Origin of the sequence: Meridianimaribacter sp. CL38 (assembly GCF_004328055.1) — a bacterium.
Classification (GTDB): Bacteria; Bacteroidota; Bacteroidia; order Flavobacteriales; family Flavobacteriaceae; genus Gaetbulibacter_B; species Gaetbulibacter_B jejuensis.
In genome coordinates this window covers 567,484-585,872 of record NZ_QKWS01000002.1, presented here as the reverse complement: position 1 = coordinate 585,872, position 18,389 = coordinate 567,484, and the positions used below count along the sequence as shown (strand labels likewise).

Below are 18,389 nucleotides of genomic sequence, written 5' to 3'. Positions count from 1 at the left end.
AAATCAAGTTAGAGAGCTATTTAGGGTTCATTTTACAAATAAAAAAATCCGTAAAAAACTTTACGGATTTGTATTCGTCTAAAAAAAGCAAATCATTATATGCCTTTTTGTTTATTAATTTCATCTTGAAGTTGGCGTCTTACTTTTTGCTCTCTTTCTAAAGCGGTTCTGCGGTGTTCTTCAAATTCTTCTTCGGTTTCAGCTAACGATTTTTTAGCTTGCTTGGTAATAGCATTACTGTTTTTAAACTTGTAGATAAAGAGTAGCAACAGTGCAAATAATCCTCCAATAATACTCCACATAAGTACATTGTAGCCTCCTTTGCTCATTTGCATTCCAAACAATGCCATACTATCTTTTTCAAGATTGGTTTTGTCTAATGTGTCTTTGGTATTTGTAAGATTGCTTTTAAGCTCAGTAATTTCTAAGGCTTGTTTGTCTACTATAGCTTGTGTATCTGCCAAATCCTTGTGTATGGCTTTAAGCGAGTCTAATGTGTGTGCTTTAAGTGTATATAACCAGTTCTTTTTTACAACTTTATACTCTTGATAATTGTTTGAGCGTTGTATAACGAATTCAAATTGATTGTCAATACTCCCTTCGTTTAATGATAATTTGTCTTCTTCGGTAGTTTCCTGAGCAATTAGGGTTGTAAAGGATAATATGCAAAGTGTTGTAAGAAAAAGGGTTTTAAAATATTTCATTTTGGTTAGGCTGTTTTTAGCTGTGGTTAATTTTGAACAATATAGCAATTTCTATTTGTTTTTGATTATTTTTTAAGCAAATAGCCTCACATTTTGTGAGGCTATTTTATATACGAACGGTTTTATGTTTTGGACGTTTTAGTCTATTAATAATAGGTGTAGCGTCTTACTTTTGCAATATATTTTGCTAACCTAATCACCTGATGGCTATAACCATACTCATTATCATACCATATATATAGTATCACATTTTTACCATCTTTTCTAACAATGGTTGCTTTACTATCATAGATTGAAGGTGCTGAGCTACCAACGATATCGCTAGATACCAACTCGTCGCTCATTTCATATTTAATTTGTTCTACCAGGTCACCTTCAAGCGCATACTTTTTCATAATGGTATTGATACCTTCAACAGATGTTGATTTCTCTAATTCCAAATTCAAAATTGCTAAAGAGCCATTTGGTACAGGAACTCTAATTGCGTTAGAAGTTAATTTTCCTTCTAAAGATGGTAATGCTTTAGAAACTGCGCTTCCTGCTCCAGTTTCGGTAATTACCATGTTAAGTGCTGCTGCACGACCACGACGGTATTTTTTATGGAAATTATCAACTAAATTTTGATCGTTGGTATACGCGTGGATAGTTTCTAAATGACCAGTTTTTACTCCAAAAGTGTCTTCAACAGCTTTTAATACAGGTGTAATTGCGTTTGTAGTACAAGATGCTGCTGAAAAGATATTGATGTTGTCAGGATTGTTTTCAAGATGATTAACACCATGAACAATATTTGGAACACCTTTACCAGGAGCAGTAAGTAATACTTTGTCAACACCTTTTGATTTTAAATGTCTGCTTAAAGCTTCATAGTCTCTAAAGGCTCCAGTATTGTCAATTACTAAGGCTTTATCAATTCCGTATTTGGTATAGTCGATATCTTCTGGTGCATTTGCTGAAATGATATTTACAGTTGTGCCATTTATAATTAAAGCGCTGTTTTTTACATCGGCAACAACAGTTCCTGGGAAATCACCATGAACAGAGTCGTTACGTAATAAAGATGCTCTTTTTTCTAAAACAGTTTGGTCTATTGCACCTCTTGTAACAATAGCTCTTAAACGTAATTGACTTCCTTTTCCTGTTCTGGTCATTAGCTCTCTAGCTACCAAACGACCAATTCTACCAAAACCATAAAGCACAACATCTTTAGGTTCAATAGAGTTGTTTTTACTAGCATCTTTAAGTTTGTTGGCTACAAATGCAGTTGCATTACTGTATTTTTGATCTTCTAGGTGAAACTCATAGGTTAATTTTCCTATGTCTAGTTTAGCAGGAGGAAGGTCTAATGTTTTAATAGCCTGAGCGATTTCAACAGAGTCGAAAATAGAAATTGGTTTTTGTACAAACTCGCCAGCATATTCGTGTAAGTTCAAAATCTCGCTAACATTTCTGTCAATTAATTGATTTCTGAACAAAACTAGCTCTATGGATTTATCATACCAAAGGTCGCTAACAATTTTGATAAATTCTACAGTTGCTCTTCTACGATCTGCTTGAAAAGCCAATTCACTTTCATAAGTTTTTGTAAGACTCATTTTATAATGTTTAGTGTGTTGTTAAAATGAAATTTTTTGCAAAAGTAATATATTTCAAACGTTTTCGTAAACTATTTTAACAAATAAAAAACCCTTTAACTATTAAGTTGTTAAAGGGTGATTTTGAGTTATTGTTATCAAAATGAGTTTACTTCCAATAGAAGCTCTCTTTTTTTCCATTTTTGTTGATAATTTCAAACTTTAATGGGTCATTACTTGATTTATTTTCAAGTGCATGTTTTACTTCATCAATACTGTTTACAGATTTATCGTTTATAGCTGTAACAATACTTCCTTCTTCAATTCCATTCTTTTTCCAAAAACGCTCATACGTTTTGTCTAACGACGAAATTTTAACACCATTTTGAGCATCTAGTTTTCTTAAGTCTTTCTCTTTGGCATTTTTAACCAACCCAATAATAGGAAGTTGTAAGGTTTGATTCCTTATTAAAGTTACAGGAACAATTTTAGTGTCGTTGTCTCTTAATAATGTTACGTTTACAACATCATCAGGACGTTTGGTGCTCAAATATCCTTTTAGGTCAGAAAACTTAGAAATTTTAATATCGTCTAGTTTTTTAATAACGTCACCACTTTGTATTCCTGCCAAATCAGCACCAGAGTCTTCTTCAACACTATTTACATAAAATCCTTCAGTAGTAGCAACACCTAATTCTTCGGCATATTTACTATTTAATGATCCACCAGTTACTCCTAAAATTCCATTTTGAACATCACCATACTCCATAATATCTTCAACCACTTTTCTGGCAATGTTACTTGGTACAGCAAAAGAATATCCAATGTAAGATCCTGTTTGCGATGAAATAGCAGTATTTATTCCTACCAAATCACCATTAGCATTTACCAAAGCACCACCAGAGTTTCCTGGATTTACAGCAGCATCAGTTTGAATAAATGACTGATGGTTTTGACCTGTTAAATCTCTTGACTTTGCACTGATAATTCCTGCAGTAACAGTAGAAGTAAGATTAAAAGGGTTACCAACTGCTAAAACCCATTCGCCAATTTTAGCTTGATCAGAATCTCCAAAAGTTACAAAAGGAAGTTCTTCATCGGTATCAATCTTTAGAAGTGCGATATCTGTTTTTTCATCACTACCAATCAATTTAGCATCATAAATTTTATTGTCGTTAGAAGTAATAGATATTTGATTTGCGCCATTAATAACATGATTGTTGGTTATAATATATCCATCAGGAGAAATAATAACACCACTACCTGTTCCTACTTGAGCACGCTGAGAGTTTCTTCCGTAGAATAAATCTTCAAATGAAGTCGGTCCTTTTACAATAGTTGTGTTTTTAACGTGTACCACTGCGTGTACTGTTTTTTCGGCTGCATCGACAAAATCAGGAATATTTGAAATATTATAAGCACTTGTTACAGTATTGTTTGTGGGCAGAAAAGATACCTGCTCATTATTATTTGTGGTAGATGCCAAAGCACTGTTGTCTTGTTCTAAAAATAGCTTGTAGGCGGATAATGTTATAATTCCACCTAATACTGAAACTAAAACTAAGGTTAAAATCTTTTTCATTTGTTTTATTAGGTTTTGGGTTATGATTTGATAATTATTTAACGATTAAAATTAACTATTTATTGAATTAACAGTTTCAATTTAACGATTTTTAACGTCGCATTTAACGCGTATTTAACACTGCAAAAACCAATGTTTTATTCCTATATTTGTACCGCTTATGAAACTTAATTTCTATAAATATCAAGGTACAGGAAACGATTTTGTAATGATCGATAACCGTTCATTACACTTCGACAAAAACAATACCAAACACATTGCTTTTTTGTGTGACAGACGTTTTGGCATAGGTGCTGACGGACTGATACTGCTTGAAAATCATCCTGATTATGATTTTAAAATGGTGTATTACAATGCCGATGGTAACGAAAGCTCTATGTGTGGTAATGGCGGTCGTTGTTTGTCAGCTTTTGCAAAGCAACTAGGTGTTGTTAATGATAAAGCTACTTTTATAGCTATTGATGGGTTACATCATGCTGTTATTGAGCAAGGTGTTGTGAGTCTTCAAATGCAAGATGTTTTAAAAGTTAATAAACAGCAAGACTATGTGTTTTTGGATACTGGTTCGCCTCATCATATAGAAATGGTTAATGACTTAGAACATTTTGATGTCAAAACAAATGGCTCAGCTATTAGATATGGTAATTTATATGGTAAAGCAGGAAGTAACGTAAATTTTGTTGAAAAAATTTCAGAAGATACTTTTGCTGTAAGAACTTATGAACGTGGAGTAGAAGACGAAACATTGTCTTGCGGAACAGGAGTGACTGCTGTAGCTTTGGCGATGCATTATATTGGAGAAACCGAAAAAAATCTAGTGACATTAAAGACAAAAGGAGGAGATCTTAAGGTGTCTTTTACTGTTGAAAATGGCGCGTATAAAAATGTATGGCTTATTGGACCAGCCACTTTGGTTTATAAAGGGACTTTTGAATGATAACTCTAAAAGGAAAGCATATTTATTTAAGAGCACTCGAGCTAGAGGATTTGGAATTTATCCATCAGGTAGAAAATGATGAATCCATTTGGGAAATAAGCAGTACCATTACACCATATTCCAAATTTTTAATAAAACAGTATTTAGAAAATGCGCACAAAGATATTTTTGAAGTCAAACAATTACGACTAGTCATTTCTAGTTATAATGATGACGCTTTAGGACTCATTGATCTTTTTGATTTTGATTTCAGAAATAAAAGAGTTGGTGTTGGTATTTTAATTAAAAATCCTGAGGATAGACAAAAAGGGTTTGCTAGTGAAGCTTTAGGATTGCTTATAGATTACTGTGTAAAACATCTAGATGTGCATCAATTATATTGCAATATTTCAGAAGAAAATACTGCAAGCCTTAATTTGTTTGAAAGTCATGGGTTTCAAAAAATAGGACTAAAAAAAGATTGGACCTATACTAATGGTTCTTATAAAAACGAATATTTATTACAACGTATTTCAATTTAAATGTATATAAAGAAAATTCTTTGGGCAATTGCTCTTATAGGTCTAGCAGTAGCTGCTTACTTCGCGTATTTTGTGTATAGTGCAATGTTTAAGCCTAATACAAGTTTTAATAATGAAAATGCCTATGTGTTTATTCCTACAGGAGCCGACTATAACGAAGTAAGAGCACAATTGGAACCATTGTTATTGGATATTGATGCTTTTGATGCGTTAGCAAAGCAAAAAAAATACACAGCTAATATAAAAGCTGGTAGGTATGAAATTAAAAAAGGAATGAGTAATAACGATATTATCAATTCGATTAGAAGTAATAATATCCCAATTAAAGTATCTTTTAATAATCAGGAAACATTAGAAAAACTTGCAGGTAGAATTGCAAACCAAATAGAAGCAGATAGTTTGTCTTTAATTGAAACTATGACTTCTGAAACATTTTATGAAAAAAGCGGTTTTTCAAAACAAACAGCTTTAGGGATGTATATTCCAAATAGCTATGAGTTTTTCTGGAATACTTCAGCTGAAGAATTTAGAGACCGAATGTTAAAAGAATATAACCGATTTTGGAACGACAGTAGAAATGCGAAAGCTAAAGCATTAAACATGTCTAGAGATAAGGTTATGGCTTTAGCGTCTATTGTATATGAAGAGTCAAAGCAAGCTAGCGAGCAACCTCGTATTGCAGGTGTGTATATGAATAGGTTGCGAATAGGAATGCCTTTGCAAGCAGACCCAACATTAAAATTTGCAGCTTATCAATTGCCTCAATATAAAAATACAGTAATAAAACGTGTATTGAATATTCACAAAGAAATAGAGTCACCTTATAATACATACATGAATGCTGGATTACCTCCAGGGCTTATCGCAATGCCAGATATTTCGGCAATTGATGCTGTGTTGAATTATGAAAAACACAATTACCTTTATTTTGCTGCTGATGCTAAACGCTTAGGGTTTCATAAATTTGCTAAAACCTTAAGTCAGCACAATGTAAATGCTAGAGAGTATCAGCGTTATTTATCTGCTCAAGGAATAAATAGGTAATTTTAATGCGAAAAAAAATCTGTTATATAGCCTTTTTACTTGTATCAGTATCTTTTTCGCAATCTACATTTGAGTCGTTTTTAAAGCCTAGTGATAGTTTAAATCTTTCAAGACGTAATGCAGTTGTAATAGCTGAGTCTTCTTTAGCAGGACTAACGCTTATTGGTTTAGATAGACTTTGGTATGCCGATTATCCTCGTTCAAAATTCCATACATTAAATGATAACAATGAGTGGTTGCAAATGGATAAACTTGGTCATGTGTTTACATCTTATCAATTAGGAAGAGTAGGTGCTAATGTTTTAAATTGGAGTGGTGTACGTAAAAAAGACCAGCTTATTTATGGTTCTACTTTAGGCTTTACCTTTTTAACAGCTGTAGAGGTTATGGATGGTTTTTCTGAAGAATGGGGTTTTTCTTGGGGAGACATGATAGCTAATGCCACAGGAACAGGCTTGTATGTTGGCCAAGAATTACTTTGGCAAGAACAGCGTATTGTTTTAAAATATTCTTTCCACCAAACTAAATATGCTGCTCAACGTCCTGATAAACTTGGAGATGGCTTTTTTGAAGAGTTTTTAAAAGACTACAATGGTCAAACCTATTGGCTCAGTGCTAATGTACACTCGTTTTTCAAGGATAGTAATTTTCCCAAATGGCTTAATGTAGCTATTGGTTATGGAGGAGATGGTATGTTATCTGGTGAAAATGAGAGTGTTAATAACTCAATGATAAGTCAAAATAGAATTCGTCAATTCTATTTAAGTTTAGATGTAGATTTGTCAAGAATTAAAACGAACTCTCGTTTTTTACGAACGATATTTGACGTTTTTAATGTTATTAAGGTACCATTTCCAGCATTGGAGTTTACCGATAAAAATGGCATAAAGCTCCATGGAATCTATTTTTAGAGCGGTTAAACGATTAATTTTCAGGTTTTAAAAAAAAGTTATATCTTTGCACGCTGAAATTTTAGGTCCATTTTTGGGGAATTAAGGACTTAATAAATTAGCTATTATGATAAAAAAGAAAACTAATTTTTTTGTTATCCCTCTTGCAATTGGCGCTTTAATTTTTTTAGCGTTGTATTCAAACACTAAAGTAGATTTAACAAATTATTCTACTGAGGGTTTGGAAATAGATTTTACAGTATCTAAAGATATTGCTTTATTAGCAAAAGACTCTAAAGGTGCAGTATCACCTATTTCAAATGACATTCAATTTCCTTACTTAGGGAAATCTTACGTAGGTTTTAAAGAAGCTCTTGGATTTAAAGAATCTGGAAGCAATTATTTTAGAGTAAACACACTTGGTTATTTAGGAAAGTACCAATTTGGTGCTGAAACATTAAAATTGATAGGTATTTATAACCCTAATCAGTTTTTATACAATCCTGAATTACAAGAAAAAGCTTTCTTAGCAAATGCTGAACGTAATAAATGGATATTACGTAAAGACATTAATCGCTTTGTTGGAAAAACAATAGGAGGTGTTAATGTTACTGAATCTGGTATTTTGGCTGCAGCGCATTTAGCAGGTCCAGGAAGTGTAAAAAAGTATTTAAGAAGTTATGGTTCTAATAACTTTAAGGATGCTTACGGAACTTCAATTAGACATTACCTAAAGAAGTTTTCTGGTTACGATACATCGCATATTGTACCAAACAAGAAAGCGAAAGCAGTACTTTAATAAAGAATTAATCTTTATGAATAGCAAAGATTGACGGGCGTTTATGTAAGTCAATCTTTGTTTTTTTCCACTCATTCACGGTTTGCGTTTTTATATATTCAGTAGGTAATGTAATATCACAAGCAATACATATTCTTGTATTTTGGTGTAACAAACTACAAATATCTTCTAGCATTTTATTGTTTCTGTAAGGAGTTTCAATAAAGAGTTGTGTTTGATTTTGTTCAAAAGATAACTTCTCAAGTCGTTTTAAAGCTGACTTTCTTTCAGCTTTGTCTATTGGTAGGTAGCCATTAAAAGCAAAATTTTGTCCGTTCATTCCAGAACTCATTAATGCCAAAATAATAGAAGAAGGTCCAACCAAGGGTACAACCTGTATGTTGTTTTGGTGTGCAAGCTTCACAATTTCAGCACCAGGATCGGCAATTCCTGGACAACCAGCTTCAGAGAGCAAACCCATGGGTTTTCCTGCTTTACAAGCATCTAAAAAGTTTGAAATCTCAAAATCTTCAGTGTATTTATTTAATACATTAATATTTAACGAAGGCTGCGATTTTCTTGGGCTTACTCGTTTTATAAAATGTCTAGCTGTTTTTTGATTTTCAACAATATAATCGTCAACCATTTCAATAATTTTCTTTACTGAAATTGGTAAAACTTCAAGTGGAGGGTTGTCTCCTAAACGTGTAGGTATAAGGTATAATTTACCGTAAGTATTGTTCATTCTTAATTAACAATGAGCTTTTTAAATTGTGTTTGTCCATTATTATTAACTAGTTGTACTAGATAAAGTCCGTTTGATAATTCTTTTGTAGAAATAGTCGTTAACTGATTGTCAAATTCATTAACAGACTTTACAAGCTTACCTTGCATGTTAAATAAATGAACAGAATTTAATGATGAATAAAATTGTAATAGGTCTATAGTGAAACTTTCGTTTGCAGGATTAGGATATAATTTAATGTCAGATAATTGATGCTCATCAACACTTAAATTAGCATCAATGATTTTATATATTGTTCCAGAAGACAATCCAGCAACATATAATTCTCCATTAACATCTTCTCCAAAACAACTCCATCCATTTCCTGAATATTGCTCAGTAAAGGTATAACTCCAAGTGCCTTCGTTGTTACTTAAAATTCCTATTTCATTACTGCAGTAATCAGCAAAAAAGTAAACACCATATAAATTAGGTTGAGCTGAACCTCTATAAATATAACCACCAGTTATTGAGCATTTAAAGGCTCCAGATGAGGTATGACCATATTCAGCAACCGGAAAAGTCATTTCAGCCATAGGAGGACAGTCGGCTGTGTTATAGGTAGAATTTCCTTCATAACAACGCCATCCATAATTAACACCTAAAGCAGATGCAGAAGGAGTAACCATATTTATTTCTTCGTACTCATTTTGTCCAACATCAGCAATCCAAATGTCATTGGTTAGACTATCAAAAGAAAACTTCCAAGGATTTCGCAGTCCATAAGACCAAATTTCGTCAAGAGCAGTTGCGTCACCAACAAAAGGATTTGTAGCAGGAATAGCATAGTTGTTTCCTCCACTAGTATTATCTACATCTATTCGAAGCATTTTACCTAATAAAGTACTGAGGTCTTGAGCTCTATTTCCTGGATCACCACCTGAGCCTCCATCTCCTGTCGCTATGTATAAATAGCCATCATTTCCAAACGCCATGTCACCACCATTATGATTGATATAAGGTTGAGAAATAGTCATTAATATTAGCTCAGAACTTGAGTCTGCTGTATTGCTATCGCTTCTTGTGAATCTTGAGATTACAGTATCACCTGCGTTGTTTATATAATTAACATAAAAATAACCGTTCGATGCATAATTTGGATGAAAAGCTAATCCTAAAAGTCCTTGTTCACCACCATTATCAGTAACGTTTACGTCAATATCTAAAAAAGGAGTTGAGTTAATTGTGCCTTCTTGGTTTATGATTTGGATATAACCAGATCGTTCTGCAACAAAAAGTCTATTATCGCCTGAATGCTTGATATTTACAGGGTTTGAAAGTCCTGTGGCAAAAGTTTCAATCTCAATATCTTGAGCAAACCCAATAGAAAAACTAAAGAGTATAACTAGAGAGGTTAACTTTTTCATAGTATTAATTTAAGGGAGTTTGTTGCAACAAAATACAAAAAATCTAACAATATCAATGAATTTAATTGTTATTCAGGTTTTTAGAAATAATGTTGCATGCATTGTCAAGAAGAGAGTATACGCGCTCAAAATTTTTAATTGTTCCATAGTAAGGATCAGGAACATGTTTGTCTTTGATGTGAGGGTCTACTTCTAAAATAAGCTTTACTTTAGAAATGTCGTGAGTGTTCCTAGCGAGTTTAATTACGTTTTCGAAATTAGATTGATCCATCACAAAAATATGGTCAAAAGTATCAAAGTCAGAAACTTTAAACTGTCTTCCGCGTTGGTGCGAAATGTTAATTCCGTTAGCTCTAGCTACAGCAATAGACCTATGGTCTGGGTTGTCACCAACATGATAGTTTGCGGTACCAGCCGAATCTACATAAAACTTGTCTGAAGGTAGCTTAGATTCTAAAATACCATGAGCCAATGGTGAGCGGCAAATATTACCTAAGCAAACCATTAGAATACTTACCATAACTTAATTTTAGAGCGATAATTTTTTAGAAAGATCTTCTACGTATTTTCTAAACTGTTTGTCAGTAGAAGATAAATTGTCTACAGTTTTACAAGCATGTAATACTGTTGCGTGGTCGCGTTTTCCAATTTGAGAGCCAATACTCGCTAAAGAAGCTTTAGTGAATTTTTTAGCAAAAAACATAGCTAATTGTCTAGCTTGTACAATGTGACGCTTTCGGGTTTTAGACTGTAATGTGCTAACGTCCATTTGGAAGTAGTCAGAAACTACTTTTTGGATATAGTCAATTGAAACTTCTCTCTTAGTATTCTTAACAAATTTTTCAACAATATCCTTAGCTAAGTTTATTGTAATTTCCTTTTTATTGAATGAAGATTGTGCTATTAAAGAGATTATAGCGCCTTCTAATTCTCTAACGTTAGTTTTAATGTTTTTAGCAACATACTCTATAATTTCTTCAGGCATTTCAACACCATCTCTGTAGAGTTTGTTTTTAAGAATAGATACTCTTGTTTCAAAATCAGGACTCTGTAGTTCTGCTGAAAGTCCCCATTTAAAACGAGACAATAAGCGTTGCTCAATATCTTGCATATCAACAGGAGCTTTATCACTTGTTAAAATGACTTGCTTACCATTTTGGTGTAAATGGTTGAAGATATGGAAGAATACATCTTGAGTTCCAGATTTGCCCGAGAAAAACTGAACATCATCAATAATTAAGACATCAATAATTTGATAAAAATGAATAAAGTCATTTCTGTTATTCTTTTTTACTGAGTCAATATATTGTTGTGTAAATTTTTCAGCAGATATATAAAGTACCGTCTTTTCAGGATACTTGTCTTTAATATCAATACCAATAGCATGAGCTAAGTGGGTTTTTCCTAATCCAACACCACCAAAAATAAGTAATGGGTTAAACGATGTTCCTCCAGGTTTGTTAGCAACTGCTAAACCTGCATTTCTTGCTAACCTGTTTGAATCTCCTTCAAGGAAATTTTCAAAGTTGTAGTTAGGGTTTAATTGAGACTCAATTTTTACATTTCTAATTCCAGGAATTACAAATGGGTTTTTAAGCTCAGGATTTTTATTGTTTAAAGGAATATCAACATCTTGCGACTTAACAGCTGTTCTGTTAGAACTTGGTATTTTTTCAGTAAATGGTTGTTTGTTACCATAGGTGTTTTCCATTTTAATAACATATACCAATTTAGCAGTTTCTCCAAGTTCTTTTGTAAGCGCAACTTTAAGGATTTTTACATAGTGTTCTTCAAGCCACTCGTAGAAGAATTTACTAGGTACTTGAATGCTTAAAGCATTGTCTGTAAGTTTAACTGCTACAATTGGTTCAAACCAAGTTTTGTATGCTTGGGGTTGTATGTTATCTTTTATAAAAGAAAGGCAATTATTCCAAACCGATTGCGCAGTTACATTCATTCTCTAAGTTAATTTTTGATGTTTAGTTAGTTTAGTTTAGTAAAAAAAAGAGAAATTCGAGTTTCTCTTGAGTCATTTTTTTTACCTGACAAATATGTGAACAAAATTCTTAAAAAAAAAATCAAAACTCGTTGAATTTTAAGAATTTTTTTCTCATGTTTAAAACTTGTTGAAAGTACAAAAAAAAAATTAAAATTTTATGGTTAATCCTACAAAATGCTCTGAAAATCAGATTAGAGTACGTTATGGTGAAACAGATCAAATGGGTGTGGTTTACCATGGAAACTACGCGCAATATTTTGAAATAGGTAGAACAGAGTGGTTAAGAAAATTAGGAGTAACTTATAAACAAATGGAAGAAGATGGTGTTATGCTTCCGGTTATATCTTTAAATGTAAAATTCAAAAAGTCAGCGTATTATGATGATGTTATTAAAGTGATAACAAAACTAAAAAAAATGCCAACAGCAACTATAGAATTTGACTACGAAATTTTAAATTCTAAAAATGAAATTTTAACGACAGGAAATACAGTTTTGGCGTTTATAGATATTAACAAGAATAGACCTACAAGATGTCCAAAATATATTTTAGACAAATTACAAGATTAATCGTTTAATGGGCTTATAGAAACTTCAAATAAGCTATCAAAAGCATTAAAAATAGATTCGCTTTCTTTTAATCTTACAGAAATATTAAGTTGGCAATCTAATTCTAGTTTTTGATCTAAAACCTTTATGTTTTTTTCTTTTATAATACGCATCACTTTATTCATGTTTTTGTAATCAAAAGTGATTTTGTAATGCCTGTTAATAGTTTTAGTAACAATTTTTGAAGCTTCTAAACTTAATTGAGCCGCTGTTTTATAAGCATTTATTAAACCACTAACACCTAGTTTTACGCCTCCAAAGTATCTTACAACTACTATTAAAATATTTGTGACTTCAAAAGATTGTATTTGCCCATAAATAGGCATGCCTGCACTGTTGTTGGGTTCACCGTCATCATTTGCCCTAAACTGTATGTTGGTTTCGTCTGTTCCTATTTGGTAAGCATAACACCAATGTCTGGCTTGGTGGTGTTGTTTTTTTAAATCTTCAATATATTGTTTAACCTTATCTTCAGAAGACACAGGAAACGCATATCCAAAAAATTTACTGTTTTTGTCTTTGAATAAGATTTCTTCAGATGGTTTGTTTATGGTTTTGAAAGTATCTTTCATTATGCTAATGTCACTAAAATTATTGAGACAATCGCTAAAACAATACCTAACCAGTTTTTAGCAGAAAGTTTTTCTCCAAATAAAACCAAACCTGTTAAAGTGGAAAGCATCACAATACCTACATTATTTACTGTAAATAGAGTAGAGCTCTCAAACGTTTCATGGTCTAGTGCTTTTAATAAAAAGTAAATAGAACTGTAGTTTATAATACCAAGAGTAATACCTCCTAATAAACTTTTAGGTTGAAATTTAAATTCGCCTTTAAATAGTTTTGCAATAAGGGTTAATACACCAATTAATGCTGCGCAACCAAAAATTGTTGCAGAAAAAATAGGAATTCCATTTTCAGGAACGTAAGTAGTTTCTAGATATTTAATAGAGGTGTCTATAACTCCAGAACCTAAAAACAAAAGTATAGGAAAGAGTAAGTTTTTCTTAAAATTGATTTTAGATCCCGCTTTTATTGAAGCTAAATATACTGCAGCTAAAGCTAGTAATATACCTATCAGCTTTTGAAATCCAGTACTTTCATTATAGACGTAAATACCAAAAATAACAGGAATTACAACACTCATTTTTGAAGCTACTGAAGCAACAGAAACACCGTTTTTTTGAACTGTAATCGCCATTACAATAAAAATACTTATAAATAAAACACCTAAAAAAACGGCTCCCAAAAACCATCTTGAGCTTGTGATTTCAGAAATACTGATAGGCGAATCGTATGCGATTAAACCAACAATACATGCTATAAAATAGTTGACAACTATAGCTTGAGTAGTGTCAATTTTAAATCGTTGAAAGAGCTTAAAAACAATAAAAATTAAAGTTGAAGCGAGTATGCTAAAAACTAAATACATTAAAATAAATGGTTGTTTATAGTGAATAAATTTACAACATCTTCAGTAGTAGGGTTGATGTTCCAGGTATGGATACCTAGTTTTGATGCAGAGTCAGTGTTCTCTTTGGTGTCGTCAATAAAAAGGCACTCTTCAGGTTTTAAATTGTTTTCAAGGAGTACAAACTCATAAATGTTAGCGTTAGGTTTTCTTAAATTGATTTCGTGCGATAAATAAAACTCATGAAATTGAGTTTTAAAATCGTCGTAAAATTCCACCTTGTCTTTTATCCAATTAATATGTAATTCATTAGTATTACTTAATAAAATTAGTTTGTAGTCATCAGTTTTAGCTAGTGTTTTTAAAAACTCTAAACGATGAGTAGGGAAATCTCTCAAAATATAGTTCCAAGCATCAAGAATGGATTCTTTTGAGAGTTTAGGGAAATTCTCTACATAAAACTCTATAAACTCTTCGCTAGATATTAGTCCTTGCTCATACAAACTATTTATGGCAATGAGTTCTTCAGGGAAAGTTTCAACTTCAAACAAATTAAGAGCGTTATTCATTGCGCCTTCTTTATCTAAGTTGATAAACACATCACCAAAATCAAATATTAAGGTTTTAATCATAGTTTTTTCGTGTAAACGGATTTTTTTAGTTATACATCCTTATCAGGATTTTCATAAATCCTTAAAATATCATTTTTAATGTTTTCTTCAGAAATTAGCTTTCCTGTAAAATTAGGTGCTTTTACACCTTCTTTAAACATAGTTTGTCCTGTAAACACTCGTGCTTCATCCCAAACACCAGAATCTATAAAAAGCTGTAAGGTTTTTGAGCCTCCTTCAATAATTACAGAATTAATTTCAGCATCATATAAAGCTTTACAAATTGCTTGAGCTGACGTGTCTTTGATTACTATGGTTTGTGCATCGTTATTAAAGACCTTATGTGTTTTTGAAAGCGTTTCGTTTTTGTCTAAAACCACACGAATAGGATGTGTTCCAGTCCAATCCCTCACGGTTAAGCTTGGGTTGTCTTGTAAAACAGTATTTGTACCAACCAGAATAGCTTGTTCTTCACTACGCCATTTATGCACTAATTGTCGTGAGTAGGTGTTAGTAATCCAAACAGGTTTTTGTTCTTCTTTAGTTAATGGAGCAATAAAACCATCAGTAGTTTGAGCCCATTTTAAAATAATATAAGGACGTTGCTTGTTGTGAAATGTAAAGAAGCGTTTATGATGCTTTTTACAAGCGTCTTCTAAAACGCCAACAACAACATTGCATCCAGCCTTTTTTAGTTTTTCAATACCTTTTCCTGCAACTTTACTATGAGTGTCAATAGTGCCAATTACAACTTTAGGGATGTTATGTTTAATTATTAAATCGCTACAAGGTGGCGTTTTTCCAAAATGACTGCAAGGTTCTAAAGTAACATAAAGTGTCGCTTTTTCTAGCAAAGATTTGTCTTTTACCGATGCTATGGCATTTACTTCAGCATGATTGCCACCATAAGAACTTGTAAAGCCTTCGCCAATAATAGAATTGTTATGCACAATCACACAACCAACCATTGGGTTTGGTCTTGTGGTTCCCAATCCGTTTTTGGCAATTTCAATACAGCGTTTTATGTAATAGTCGTGTTGTTTCAAGAAGAGTAATAATTAACAAATATTATAATTTATATTTATAGAAAATTAAATAACATTGAAAAATTTCTTTTATCGCTTATTATCTTATTTAGTTTGCATTTTTATAATGATAATAGGTTATTCATATATGATTTCAATACCTGAAATGGAGTTTCCATATGTATACAAATCAATCTTAACAAGCGCTATTGTAGCATTTTTTCTGATAGCATTACCATTATTATATATGATTAAAGATTTAATTAAATGGTTCAGAAACAAAAACTGAAATCTACCAAAGCAATTGAATGATTTCTTATCAAAATCGAATTTATAATATGTATCTTCATCCCGAAAAATTTCGGGATAAAAATAATACAATAAAGTGAGCAATAATAATATTGTAATTAGAGAAATACAACCTGAAGATGACCAGCAAATTGCAAAGGTTATTAGAGAGGTGCTTATTGAGTTTGGAGTGCCTAAAGTTGGAACAGCCTATGAAGATAAAGCTTTGGATTGTATGACAAAAACGTATGATACTCCTAAATCTAAATATTTCGTTATTGACCACAATGGTAAAATTATTGGAGGAGCAGGCATTTCGCAATTAGATAACTACCAAGGAAATGTTTGCGAATTGCAAAAAATGTATTTTTTACCAGAAGCTAGAGGTACTGGTTTAGGTGCAAAAATGATGGCAGTTTGTCTTGAGCAAGCTAAAAAATTTGGGTTTGAACACTGTTATTTAGAAACCTTGCCATATATGAAAGCAGCTACAAAACTCTATGCTAGAGTAGGGTTTCAGTCACTAGATAAGCCAATGGGAAATACAGGACACTATTCGTGTAATGTATGGATGATAAAAAAGTTATGAAGTTAAAAGACATTCAAACATTATTTCATAAAACGCTAGATACTATTTATGGTAAACAAGAGGTTGATAGCTTTTTCTATCTCTTGACTGAGCATATTGTTGGTTTAAATAGAATGGCTTTAGCTTTAGAGCCAAATGCTATTATCAATAAAAAAGACGAAGAAGTTTTTCAAGATGCTTTAAGCAGACTAGAACAGCAAGAGCCTATTCAGTATATTATTGGAGAAACTGAGTTTTACGGTTTAATGTTCAAGGTCAATCCAGATACCTTAATTCCAAGACCTGAAACCGAAGAACTTGTAGAGTGGGTTATCAAAAATCACTCAGAACAAAACCAAGATGTTCAATTAAACATTTTAGATATTGGTACAGGAACAGGTTGTATCGCGATTTCTCTGGCTAAACACTTGCCAAATGCTAAAGTTTATGCTTTAGATGTTAGTAGAAACGTGTTGGAAGTAGCAAGACAAAATGCTGAAAATAATAATGTATCTGTGCAATTTATAAATGATGATATTTTAAATCCTAATGGGTTTAAATCAGATTTTAAATTTGATATCATAGTGTCCAATCCGCCTTATGTACGACAACTTGAAAAGCAGGAAGTAAAACCAAATGTGCTCAATCATGAGCCACACCTAGCGTTATTTGTTGATGACCATGATCCGTTGTTATTTTACCGAGCTATATGTGAATTTTCAACTATTTATTTGAAAGAAAAAGGCACTTTGTATTTTGAAATTAATCAATATTTAGGAAAAGAAATGGTTGATTTAATGCAGACATTTTCTTTTAAAAACGTAGAACTCAAGCAAGACTTATTTGATAATGATAGAATGATGAAAGCAGTAAAGCTTTAGGGTTTTCAATAATTCTTAATGACTAATTACACTTAATATGGCTTTAATTTTTTTTGAGTCAGAAAAGGTGAGAGGTGTTGAAAATAACGAACCATCACTTTCGATGGATGAAGAAGCTGACGCGTGAATTTCCTTTAATCCTATTTCTTTAAAACGTTTAGCGTTATTTTGGTTAATGCCACTACCTGCTAAAATGGTAATTCTTCCTTTAGCTTTTTCGTTTAGTTTTTTTAGGGTATTAATGCCTTTTTCAGCTGAAGGTTGTAAACCAGAAGTCAGTACTCTTTCAATACCTAAATTGATGAGCTGTTCGAGAGCTTCTTCAGGATTTTTAACGCAATCAAACGCACGATGAAATGTAAAAGAAAGTGGTTTGGAAAGCTCTACAAGTTCTTTTGTTTGTTTTAAGTCAATAGTATCATCTGCATTTAAAACCCCTGAAACGATGCCTTGAAAACCTAAGTCTTTACATAATTGAATGTCTTGTTTCATGATGTCAAGCTCATCTTCTGTGTAGACAAAATTTCCACTACGAGGTCTAATTAATACAAACACCGGAATTGAAAGTGTATCTCTAACCTGTTTTAATAAACCATAACTAGGTGTAATACCACCAACAGAAAGCTCTTGACATAACTCAATACGATGAGCTCCTGCATCTTGAGCGTTTTTAGATGATTGATAGGAATTGGCACAGATTTCTAAAAGCATGTTTTTGTGTTTGTCACATCGAGTGATTTTGATTTATCAAAATTGTATCGAGATGCTTGTTCTCGATATAAAATTATTACATAATTTCACTCGAACTGACGATTATA

The 18,389-nt window shown here is 32.3% G+C and carries 20 protein-coding genes; 8 read left to right on the top strand and 12 right to left on the bottom strand.

Going from position 1 to position 18,389, the window contains the following annotated elements; translation table 11 throughout:
* Positions 1-95: 95 nt before the first annotated feature.
* The 3 genes from DMZ43_RS07845 to DMZ43_RS07835 all read right to left on the bottom strand — a co-directional run bounded on the left by DMZ43_RS07845 (position 96) and on the right by DMZ43_RS07835 (position 3,860).
* A complete protein-coding gene (locus DMZ43_RS07845; RefSeq protein WP_129760371.1) occupies positions 96-704 on the bottom strand; it encodes a tRNA (guanine-N1)-methyltransferase in 609 nt (202 codons plus the stop codon).
* 146 nt (positions 705-850) lie between these two features.
* Complete coding sequence (locus DMZ43_RS07840; RefSeq protein WP_131507188.1) at positions 851-2,299, bottom strand: glyceraldehyde-3-phosphate dehydrogenase; 1,449 nt, start codon at positions 2,297-2,299, stop codon at positions 851-853.
* 148 nt (positions 2,300-2,447) lie between these two features.
* Complete coding sequence (locus tag DMZ43_RS07835; RefSeq protein WP_131507186.1) at positions 2,448-3,860, bottom strand: trypsin-like peptidase domain-containing protein; 1,413 nt, start codon at positions 3,858-3,860, stop codon at positions 2,448-2,450.
* Between the two features lie 160 nt (positions 3,861-4,020).
* Between DMZ43_RS07835 and dapF the strand changes: the two genes are divergently transcribed.
* From dapF to DMZ43_RS07810, 5 genes are all read left to right on the top strand, one after another.
* Positions 4,021-4,797: a diaminopimelate epimerase gene (gene dapF / locus DMZ43_RS07830; RefSeq protein ID WP_131507184.1), complete on the top strand. Its 777-nt coding sequence runs from the start codon at positions 4,021-4,023 to the stop codon at positions 4,795-4,797.
* Positions 4,794-5,318 carry a GNAT family N-acetyltransferase gene (locus DMZ43_RS07825; protein WP_129760367.1) on the top strand — a complete coding sequence of 175 codons (525 nt, stop codon included), beginning with the start codon at positions 4,794-4,796 and terminating at the stop codon, positions 5,316-5,318. Before dapF ends, DMZ43_RS07825 begins: the two co-directional genes overlap by 4 nt.
* Entirely contained in the window at positions 5,319-6,362 is a 1,044-nt protein-coding gene (gene mltG, locus DMZ43_RS07820; protein WP_131507182.1) for an endolytic transglycosylase MltG, read from the top strand.
* A gap of 5 nt (positions 6,363-6,367) precedes the next feature.
* Positions 6,368-7,273 carry a DUF2279 domain-containing protein gene (locus DMZ43_RS07815; protein WP_131507180.1) on the top strand — a complete coding sequence of 302 codons (906 nt, stop codon included), beginning with the start codon at positions 6,368-6,370 and terminating at the stop codon, positions 7,271-7,273.
* Between the two features lie 106 nt (positions 7,274-7,379).
* Entirely contained in the window at positions 7,380-8,051 is a 672-nt protein-coding gene (locus DMZ43_RS07810; RefSeq protein WP_129760364.1) for a peptidoglycan-binding protein LysM, read from the top strand.
* Positions 8,052-8,058: 7 nt separating this feature from the next.
* Here the strand turns inward: DMZ43_RS07810 and DMZ43_RS07805 are convergent, their stop codons facing one another.
* The 4 genes from DMZ43_RS07805 to dnaA all read right to left on the bottom strand — a co-directional run bounded on the left by DMZ43_RS07805 (position 8,059) and on the right by dnaA (position 12,138).
* Complete coding sequence (locus DMZ43_RS07805) at positions 8,059-8,775, bottom strand: SAM-dependent methyltransferase (protein ID WP_131507178.1); 717 nt, start codon at positions 8,773-8,775, stop codon at positions 8,059-8,061.
* Between the two features lie 2 nt (positions 8,776-8,777).
* A complete protein-coding gene (locus DMZ43_RS07800; RefSeq protein WP_131507176.1) occupies positions 8,778-10,181 on the bottom strand; it encodes a PQQ-dependent sugar dehydrogenase in 1,404 nt (467 codons plus the stop codon).
* A gap of 61 nt (positions 10,182-10,242) precedes the next feature.
* On the bottom strand, positions 10,243-10,701 hold the full coding sequence (locus DMZ43_RS07795) for a low molecular weight protein-tyrosine-phosphatase (protein WP_238155793.1): 459 nt from the start codon (positions 10,699-10,701) through the stop codon (positions 10,243-10,245).
* A 9-nt stretch (positions 10,702-10,710) separates the two neighbouring features.
* On the bottom strand, positions 10,711-12,138 hold the full coding sequence (gene dnaA / locus DMZ43_RS07790; RefSeq protein ID WP_129760360.1) for a chromosomal replication initiator protein DnaA: 1,428 nt from the start codon (positions 12,136-12,138) through the stop codon (positions 10,711-10,713).
* A 199-nt stretch (positions 12,139-12,337) separates the two neighbouring features.
* Between dnaA and DMZ43_RS07785 the strand changes: the two genes are divergently transcribed.
* Positions 12,338-12,748: a thioesterase family protein gene (locus DMZ43_RS07785; RefSeq protein ID WP_131507174.1), complete on the top strand. Its 411-nt coding sequence runs from the start codon at positions 12,338-12,340 to the stop codon at positions 12,746-12,748.
* On the opposite strand, the gene DMZ43_RS07780 is transcribed toward DMZ43_RS07785, so the two are convergent.
* From DMZ43_RS07780 to ribD, 4 genes are read right to left on the bottom strand one after another with little or no spacing between them, the layout of a single operon-like run.
* Positions 12,745-13,359, bottom strand: coding sequence for a YigZ family protein (locus DMZ43_RS07780; protein WP_131507172.1), 615 nt, complete (start codon positions 13,357-13,359; stop codon positions 12,745-12,747). The genes DMZ43_RS07785 and DMZ43_RS07780 overlap by 4 nt on opposite strands.
* Positions 13,359-14,219, bottom strand: coding sequence for an EamA family transporter (locus DMZ43_RS07775; protein WP_131507170.1), 861 nt, complete (start codon positions 14,217-14,219; stop codon positions 13,359-13,361). The genes DMZ43_RS07780 and DMZ43_RS07775 overlap by 1 nt, the downstream gene beginning before the upstream one ends.
* Positions 14,219-14,830, bottom strand: a complete 612-nt coding sequence (locus DMZ43_RS07770) for an HAD family phosphatase (RefSeq protein ID WP_131507168.1) — start codon at positions 14,828-14,830, stop codon at positions 14,219-14,221. The genes DMZ43_RS07775 and DMZ43_RS07770 overlap by 1 nt, the downstream gene beginning before the upstream one ends.
* 29 nt (positions 14,831-14,859) lie before the next feature.
* Positions 14,860-15,855: a bifunctional diaminohydroxyphosphoribosylaminopyrimidine deaminase/5-amino-6-(5-phosphoribosylamino)uracil reductase RibD gene (gene ribD, locus DMZ43_RS07765; protein WP_131507167.1), complete on the bottom strand. Its 996-nt coding sequence runs from the start codon at positions 15,853-15,855 to the stop codon at positions 14,860-14,862.
* A 364-nt stretch (positions 15,856-16,219) separates the two neighbouring features.
* Between ribD and DMZ43_RS07760 the strand changes: the two genes are divergently transcribed.
* Positions 16,220-16,711 (top strand): GNAT family N-acetyltransferase, encoded by a 492-nt coding sequence (locus DMZ43_RS07760; RefSeq protein WP_131507165.1) that lies wholly within the window; start codon positions 16,220-16,222, stop codon positions 16,709-16,711.
* Positions 16,708-17,571: a peptide chain release factor N(5)-glutamine methyltransferase gene (gene prmC, locus DMZ43_RS07755; RefSeq protein WP_131507163.1), complete on the top strand. Its 864-nt coding sequence runs from the start codon at positions 16,708-16,710 to the stop codon at positions 17,569-17,571. The genes DMZ43_RS07760 and prmC overlap by 4 nt, the downstream gene beginning before the upstream one ends.
* Positions 17,572-17,586: 15 nt before the next feature.
* On the opposite strand, the gene DMZ43_RS07750 is transcribed toward prmC, so the two are convergent.
* Complete coding sequence (locus DMZ43_RS07750; RefSeq protein WP_131507161.1) at positions 17,587-18,282, bottom strand: copper homeostasis protein CutC; 696 nt, start codon at positions 18,280-18,282, stop codon at positions 17,587-17,589.
* Positions 18,283-18,389: the final 107 nt, after the last annotated feature.